This is a genomic window from Pseudomonas sp. S4_EA_1b, from assembly GCF_016307435.1.
GTDB lineage: Bacteria > Pseudomonadota > Gammaproteobacteria > Pseudomonadales > Pseudomonadaceae > Aquipseudomonas > Aquipseudomonas rhodesiae.
The window spans coordinates 1-7,536 of the sequence record NZ_JAEILC010000188.1; the positions used below are offsets into that span (position 1 = coordinate 1).

At 59.3% G+C, this 7,536-nt stretch carries 4 protein-coding genes and 1 tRNA gene; 4 read left to right on the forward strand and 1 reads right to left on the reverse strand.

Annotation, left to right across the window (positions count from 1 at the left end):
* Nucleotides 1-1,578, reverse strand: a 1,578-nt coding sequence (locus tag YA0848_RS35275) for a retention module-containing protein (RefSeq protein WP_198731579.1), incomplete at its 3' end; no start/stop codon positions are given.
* 345 nt (nucleotides 1,579-1,923) lie between these two features.
* On the opposite strand from YA0848_RS35275, the gene YA0848_RS35280 reads away from it, so the two are divergent.
* The 4 genes from YA0848_RS35280 to YA0848_RS35295 all read left to right on the forward strand — a co-directional run bounded on the left by YA0848_RS35280 (nucleotide 1,924) and on the right by YA0848_RS35295 (nucleotide 7,039).
* Nucleotides 1,924-3,276, forward strand: coding sequence for a TolC family outer membrane protein (locus YA0848_RS35280; protein ID WP_034111347.1), 1,353 nt, complete (start codon nucleotides 1,924-1,926; stop codon nucleotides 3,274-3,276).
* A gap of 46 nt (nucleotides 3,277-3,322) precedes the next feature.
* Nucleotides 3,323-5,476, forward strand: a complete 2,154-nt coding sequence (locus YA0848_RS35285) for a type I secretion system permease/ATPase (protein ID WP_034095405.1) — start codon at nucleotides 3,323-3,325, stop codon at nucleotides 5,474-5,476.
* 25 nt (nucleotides 5,477-5,501) lie between these two features.
* Nucleotides 5,502-6,842 (forward strand): HlyD family type I secretion periplasmic adaptor subunit, encoded by a 1,341-nt coding sequence (locus YA0848_RS35290; protein ID WP_103387674.1) that lies wholly within the window; start codon nucleotides 5,502-5,504, stop codon nucleotides 6,840-6,842.
* Between the two features lie 121 nt (nucleotides 6,843-6,963).
* Nucleotides 6,964-7,039, forward strand: a tRNA-Thr gene (locus tag YA0848_RS35295).
* Nucleotides 7,040-7,536 lie beyond the last annotated feature (497 nt).

Below are 7,536 nucleotides of genomic sequence, written 5' to 3' on the forward strand. Positions count from 1 at the left end.
TTTGGTCATGGCCGCGTCTGTGTAGAAGGTGCCGTTGGTAGGCGTGCCGACGGTGAACGATTTCACGCTCTCCACGCCATCCACATCGGTCGCACTCAGTTTGACCGCAATGCCCTGGGCCGGATCTTCAGCCCCGCCAGCTTCAACAACCGCTGCCACCGGCGCGTCGTTGACCGGCGTAATCGTTACCGTCAGCGTGCTGCTCGAACCGGTATTAGTGGTGTAGCCGATCTGCGGCACTTCGCCGCTGTAATCCTTGACCGGGGTGAACGTATACGCGCCGTCGACGCTAATCGTGATACTGCCCACGCCTGCGATAACAGCCGTCTGGCCCGCCGCGAAGGTGGTGCCGCCCACGTTGAAGGTGGCGACGGTCAGCACGTTGTCGATGTCGCTGTCGTTGCTCAGCACATTGCCGGTGGCGACGTTATCTTCGACGATCGTGTTGGTATCGGCGACCAGAACGCTGGGATCATCCACGGCAACAACGGTGGAGGTGGCCGGTGCGGGATTGATCGCCAGGTTTTCGTAGTTGCCGCCGGTGGCACTGGTAATGGTGGCGCTGACCGTCAGGTCTTTACCATCCGCCAGGTTAGCCGGAGTGTCGACACTGACCGTACCGGTGGTTTTACCGGCTTCGATGGTGATGGTCTGGTCGTTGGACAGTTTGATCACAACGTCGGTCTGCGCCGCGTTGGTCACGGTGGCGGTGTAGACGATCTTGCCACCCTCATCCACCGATGCCGTCGCGGTGAGCGTAACGGTGGTGGTGTCGATGGTGTCGTTGATCTGAGTGACCGCCGGCGTCGGATCGGTGGTGATGATCAGGTTGCCGCCGCCGGACGTGCCGGCGATGGTGGCGGAGATCGACGAGGCGTCCAGGTAAGGGGTGTCATTACCGGCGAACGTGACGTTCAGCGCGCCCGAGGTCTGGCCGGCTGGGACCACAACAGAGAGGCCGTTGGACAAGGTGACGGTCAGGTCGCTGGTCGGGGCCTGCGTGATGAATACGGTGTAAACCACAACACCACCGGCTTCGGTGATGGTAGGCGTGGCGGTCAGGGTGATGGTGACGTTGCGCGGGTCGACGCCGTTGTTGTCCGCGCCGGTCAGGGCGTTTGCCACCGCATCCGCCGCATTCAGACCGTTGGTCGGATAACCGATGGTAGGGTCGACCACGCCGGCCGTCGCTTCAAGCACAACAAAGCTATGACCGCCGCCGACAGCGCCGTCAGCACCGGCTGCGGTCGGGCCCGCGGCGGTGGCTTCGAGGTCTTGGGTCGGGTCGGCGCCGGCAGCGATGGCCTGCTGCAATTCGGCGACGGACGGTGCTGCTTGAGCAGTGGCGGCGCTGAGGTCGGTGGTCGAGTCAGGTGCGTTGGCGCTCCACTGAGTGTCGCGGCCCAGATCGATCACGCGGCCGTCGGCCAGTTCCAGCGAAACGGCACCGGCCGGGCCCGTATCAATCTGCTCCCCTGCGAACAAGCGGTCGCCTTCTACCAGCAGACGACGAATCCCTTCTGGGGATACCGCGAACACTTGACCGACAATGCTTTTGACGACCGCAACGCTGCTCATAAAAGACTCTCCGTGTATTGCCGTTCAGGGGTATCCACCCAGGAGACCGGCCCTGTCAGTGGTGCCGATTCAATAAGCTGGAGTACTCAATTGCTTAAAAAAATAATGGCGTCAATATTTTGTTGCCGCGCCAGAAAAATTACTTTTCCGTCAAGGTATTGACCTATTGGACGTCATCCTAAACAATCCGCCCAGTAATGTCACATTGATATTTAAGCGGCTTCACGACTTTCTGTTTGCGCCCTGCGGCGCCCAGTAAAAACGGGTATTTCGAGTTGCCACTCCAGTGCAATATTTCAAGTTTGTTGCGGCTTTCAGGCAACCAATCCCCGGGGAAGAATCAGAATGCGTTTGCACTTATTCACCGCTGTGCCATTTGTTCTTGCGACTAGCTTCGTACAGGCTCAAACCCTTCAAGAAGCCATGCAAAAGGCTGTCGACGTTCACCCAGAAATCCAGGCTGCGGTCAACGCACGCATCGCCGCCGACTATCAGGTCAGAGCGGCCCAGGGCGGCTACCTGCCTAAAATCGACTTGCTGGGCGGTTATGGTCGCGAAAGCTCCGACAACACCTCGACCCGCGCCGCCAGCAATAGCCATGATTGGAAAACCCTTAACCGCGGCGAGTCGAGCATTCGTCTCCAGCAAAACTTGTTCCAAGGTTTCGGCACCGAGAATGAAGTCGGCCGCCAGCAGGCCACCGCCAACTCTCGCGGCTATGCCCTGCTCAATACCACCGAGCGCACTGCGCTGACGGTGGCTCAGGTTTATCTGGATGTCCTCACCCGTCGCGAGATGGTGCAGTTGGCAGAAGACAACCTGAAAAGCCACGAACGCATTTTTGACCAAATCAAATTGCGCACCAGCCGTGGCGTCGGAAGAATGGCGGACATGGACCAGGCCGAAGCCCGTCTGGCCCAAGCGCGCAACAACTTGCTGACCGAACAGACCAACCTCGATGACGCCAAAGCCAACTACATGAGCGCCGTCGGTCAAGAACCCGACGAGCTGGAGAAGCCCCAAGGCTTTGTCGCCTTGATGCCTGCCAGCCTGGAAGAAGCACGCCGGCAGATGGTTGAGAGCAGCCCGGTACTGCGCTCGGCCGAATCGGACATCGCTGCGGCTGAAAAGCAATACGAATCCGCCAAGTCGACGTTCTATCCGCGCTTCGATGCTGAGCTGCAGCGCTCGGCCAACAGCAATATCGGCGGCGAAGAAGGTCACGACAATGGCTACTCCGCCATGCTGCGCATGCAGTTCAACCTATACTCCGGCGGCAGCAACAAAGCAGACCTGCAGTCCAAGGCGTCCCAGGCATCCCAAGCGCTGGATATCCGCAATAACGCCCTGCGTGAGCTGAACCAGGAACTGAGCCTGGCGTGGAACGCCTACAACAACGCCACGGCGCAATTGCCGATCGCTCAGGAATACGTAGACCGCAGCACCCGCGTGCGCACGTCATACCAGCAGCAGTTCAGCCTGGGTGAGCGTACACTGCTCGACCTGCTCGACAGCGAGAACGAACTGTTCACGGCATCGCAACGCCTGGCACAGATCAAAAACCTGCAGCTGTATACGCAATACCGTATCAAGGCCGATATGGGCCAACTGCTCAAAAGCCAAGGCGTGGTTGCGCCGCTGGCATCAGTTGTGCAGAACGAAGTCAAAACGAAGGTGAACCTGCCAGGGATGAACTGATTCTTGACGGAGTTGGACCGCTCAACTGCATTAAGAGAGAGTCAGCTTGGATTCTGAAATAAGTGTGGCGCCGCTCAACCATGACCCGCGCAGTCAGCATGATGACCCCTTGCTGGACGGGTTGCTGACCCTCTGCTCCCTGCATTACAAGCCCGCCAGTCGGGCAATGCTGACCACTGGCCTGCCCTTGGCAGGCCAGCGCTTGAGCCCCGACCTGCTCGCCCGCGCAGCCGCGCGGGCGGGTTTGCAGGGTCGGCTCCTGCAGCGCAAGTTGGAGCAGATTCCGACCATCGCATTGCCGGCCTTATTGCTGTTGAAGGAAGGGCGCAGTGCGGTGTTGGTGGGGTGGGACGGTGATACCGCCCGCTTGCTGCTCAGCGAAAGTGAAGGCGGCGAGGTTCACGTCACGCGGGAAGTGCTGAGTCAAGATTACAGCGGCCGGGTGTTCTTCGCCCAACCGCAGCATAAATTTGACGTCACCAGCGGCACGCTTATCCCGCGCGCGCGCTCCTGGTTCAAAGACACCCTCAAACGCTCACGTTGGCTCTACGCCGATGCTATCGCTGCCAGCCTGGTGATCAACCTGATCGCCCTGGCCGCGCCGCTGTTTGTGATGAACGTGTACGACCGCGTGGTCCCCAACCAGGCCACCGCCACCCTGTGGGTGCTGGCGGTCGGCATTTGCGGTGCCTACCTGTTCGACCTGCTGCTTAAGAGCATGCGCAGCCTGTGCCTGGACCTTGCGGGCAAGAAAACCGACCTGATCATTTCCGCAACGCTGTTCGAGCGCATCGTGGGCATGTCGATGAAAATGCGCCCGGCACGCGTCGGCAGTTATGCGCAAAACATCCACGAATTTCAGGGGATGCGCGACTTTTTAACCTCGCTGACCCTGGCCAGCCTGATCGATCTGCCTTTTACATTGATCATCCTCGGCGTGATCGCGCTGCTGGGCGGCCACTTGGTGTGGATTCCAATCGTCGCGTTCCCGCTGGCCTTGGGGATTGGTCACTTCCTGCAAAAGCCGTTGACCGCGACACTTGAGCGCACCATGGCGCTGGGCGCCGAGCGCCAGTCGAGCCTGATCGAAACCCTCGCCGGGCTGGATGCGGTGAAGGTCAATAACGCCGAGAGCGAGCGTCAATACCAGTGGGAACAAACCATCGGCACCCTCAGCCGCCTGGAACTGCGGGTGAAAGTTCTGTCCGGCCTGGCGATGAACATCACGCTGCTGATCCAGCAAGTGGCGGGCGTGGCGATGATCATCTTCGGCGTGTATCAGATCATTGATGGCACCCTGAGCATGGGCGGCCTGGTGGCGTGCTACATGCTCAGCGGCCGCGCACTGGGCCCGCTGGCGCAACTGTCGGGCCTGCTGACGCGCTACCAGCAAGCCAAGGTGACGATGGTCTCCGTCGACCAAATGATGGAGTTGCCGCAAGAACGCAACTTCGAAGAGCGCCCCCTCAGCCGCAAATCGCTGCAAGGTGCGATGACCTTCCGCGAAGTCGACTTCACCTACCCGAACCAACAGAACCTGGCGCTACGCGGCATCAACCTGAACGTTCGCCCCGGCGAAAAAATAGGCATTATCGGCCGTAGCGGCTCGGGCAAAAGCTCGCTGGCCAAACTACTGGTGGGCCTCTATCAGCCAGACTCGGGTTCGCTGCTGGTGGATGGCGTGGACATTCGCCAGATCGACGTCAGCGAGCTGCGCCACAACATCGGTTACGTGGCCCAAGACATCCAGTTGCTGGCCGGCACCTTGCGCGACAACCTGGTGTCCGGTGCGCGCTACGTGGACGACGAGATGGTGCTGCAAGCGGCAGAGCTGGCCGGCGTGCATGAATTCGCCAGGCTCCACCCGCAGGGGTACGAACTGCAAGTGGGCGAGCGCGGGCAAAACCTCTCCGGCGGTCAGCGCCAGAACGTGGCCCTGGCCCGCGCCCTACTGCTGAACCCACCTATTCTGCTGCTGGACGAACCCACCAGCGCCATGGACAACACCGGCGAAGAGCGCCTAAAGCAGCGCTTGCAGTCGGTGATCGAAAACAAGACGGTGATTCTCGTCACCCACCGTGCTTCGCTGCTGAGCCTGGTCGACCGCCTGCTGGTGATCGACCGTGGCCAGATACTCGCAGACGGCCCCAAAGCGGCCGTGATGGAAGCGCTGAAAAAGGGGCAGATCAGTGTCGCTTAACTCCGGTCTACGCCGCTTAAAGAAGATGGTCTTCGGTTATTTCAAAGGCACCGACTCACTCGACAACCAGCCACTGCCCGAAGTGGAAAAAGCCCTGGTCGACGACGCGCCACGCATCGTACGCCTGACCATCTGGGGCGTGATCGGCTTCTTCGTGTTCCTGCTGCTGTGGGCGCACTTCGCGATCATCGATGAAGTGACCAAGGGCGAAGGCAAAGCGATCCCCTCCTCGCGCATCCAGAAGATCCAGAACCTGGAGGGCGGCATCGTCGCGCAGATTTATGCGCATGAGGGCCAGATCGTCGACGCCGGGGCACCGCTGGTGCGCCTGGACGATACGCGATTTGCCTCCAACGTCGGCGAAACCGAAGCCGACCGCGTGGCCATGGAACTGCGCGTGGAGCGTCTGAGCGCGGAAGTCGACAACCGCCCGCTGAACATCTCCGACAACGCACGCAAGACTGCGCCAAACCAAGCTTCGAACGAAGAGTCGCTGTATCAGAGCCGCCGCCAACAACTGGCAGATGAGATTGGCGGGCTGCAACAACAGCTGCTGCAACGTCAGCAGGAACTGCGTGAATTCAGCTCCAAACAGGATCAATACCGTAATAGCCTGGGCCTGCTGCGCCAGGAGATCGGCATGTCCGAACCACTGGTGAAGCAAGGCGCGATATCGCCGGTAGAAGTGCTGCGCCTCAAGCGCTCCGAAGTCGAAACCCGAGGTATGCTCGACGGCACCACCCTGGCCATCCCGCGCGCCCAAGCCGCGATCAACGAAGTGCAGCGCAAAATCGACGAAACCCGGGGTAAATTCCGCAGCGAAGCCCTGGCCCAGTTGAACGAAGCCCGCACCAACCTGAGCAAGGCCCAAGCCACATCTAAAGGCCTGGAAGACCGCGTAAGCCGCACCATGGTCACCTCCCCGGTGCGCGGCATCGTCAAGCAGATGCTGGTCAACACCGTCGGCGGCGTGATCCAACCCGGCAGTGACATCGCCGAAGTGGTACCGCTGGACGACACGCTGCTGGTGGAAGCCAAGATCCGCCCGCAAGACATCGCCTTCCTGCACCCCGGCCAGGAAGCCATGATCAAATTCACCGCCTACGACTACACCATCTACGGCGGCCTCAAAGGCAAGCTCGAACAAATCGGCGCCGACACCGTGATGGACGAAGAAAAGAAGAACACCTTCTACGTCATCAAACTGCGCACCGAACGCAGCCACCTGGGCACCGACGAAAAACCCCTGCTGATCATCCCCGGCATGGTGGCGTCGGTAGACATCATCACCGGCAAGAAAAGCATCTTGAGCTACCTGCTCAAACCCATCATCAAATCCCGGGCAGAGGCACTGCACGAGCGTTGATTTTTTGCTGAAGGGGCGGAGAAAAGCAGGGCAATGTGAGAAAACTTGAGTTTTCGCAAAAATAGTCAGATTTCAGGGGTTTACAGAACCTTGCCAATCGCTATAATCGTCGCCCTAACACGCCGGTATAGCTCAGTTGGTAGAGCAACTGACTTGTAATCAGTAGGTCCCGGGTTCGACTCCTGGTGCCGGCACCATATCTCAAAGCCCCGCAATGCGGGGCTTTGTGGTTTCTGGGGTTTGGGAACCGGCGAGAATCCTATGTCTCGTTTTCGTCAAAACGTCCATAAAACGTCCAAACTCATTTTTGTATCGGTTTTTTATACGCTGCCGCCGGGACAAGCTGAGTTCCAACTTCAATCGCGGTTTCCAAAATCCCCGCAGTCTCCCCATGACTCATGGTCGACAGACCTTATAGCCAAGCCCCCACCAGACGAAACATCAGCTCGCACGCTGTCTGCAAGCTGATGAAAACGTACTATTTGAGTAGCCTCAACCACAGAAAGCGCACCTAACGGGAGAATAGAGGGGGGGCTGACTCGGTTTTCACTTAGCGTCGCAGCAATAGCCCAAGTTAGTGAGGTGTTTGGGGTTATCGCAGCAAATCCTCTGGGCATTCTGGCGCTTGGTCGCTACCACGGACGCTCTAATTTACGATGCATTAGTGAGAAAAATAAAAACCTCATAGCAACCC

Excerpts from the sequence above, each read along its gene's own strand:
- YA0848_RS35280 (WP_034111347.1), top strand. The coding sequence starts at position 1,924 with ATGCGTTTGCACTTATTCACCGCTGTGCCATTTGTTCTTGCGACTAGC.
- YA0848_RS35290 (WP_103387674.1), top strand. The coding sequence starts at position 5,502 with ATGGTCTTCGGTTATTTCAAAGGCACCGACTCACTCGACAACCAGCCA.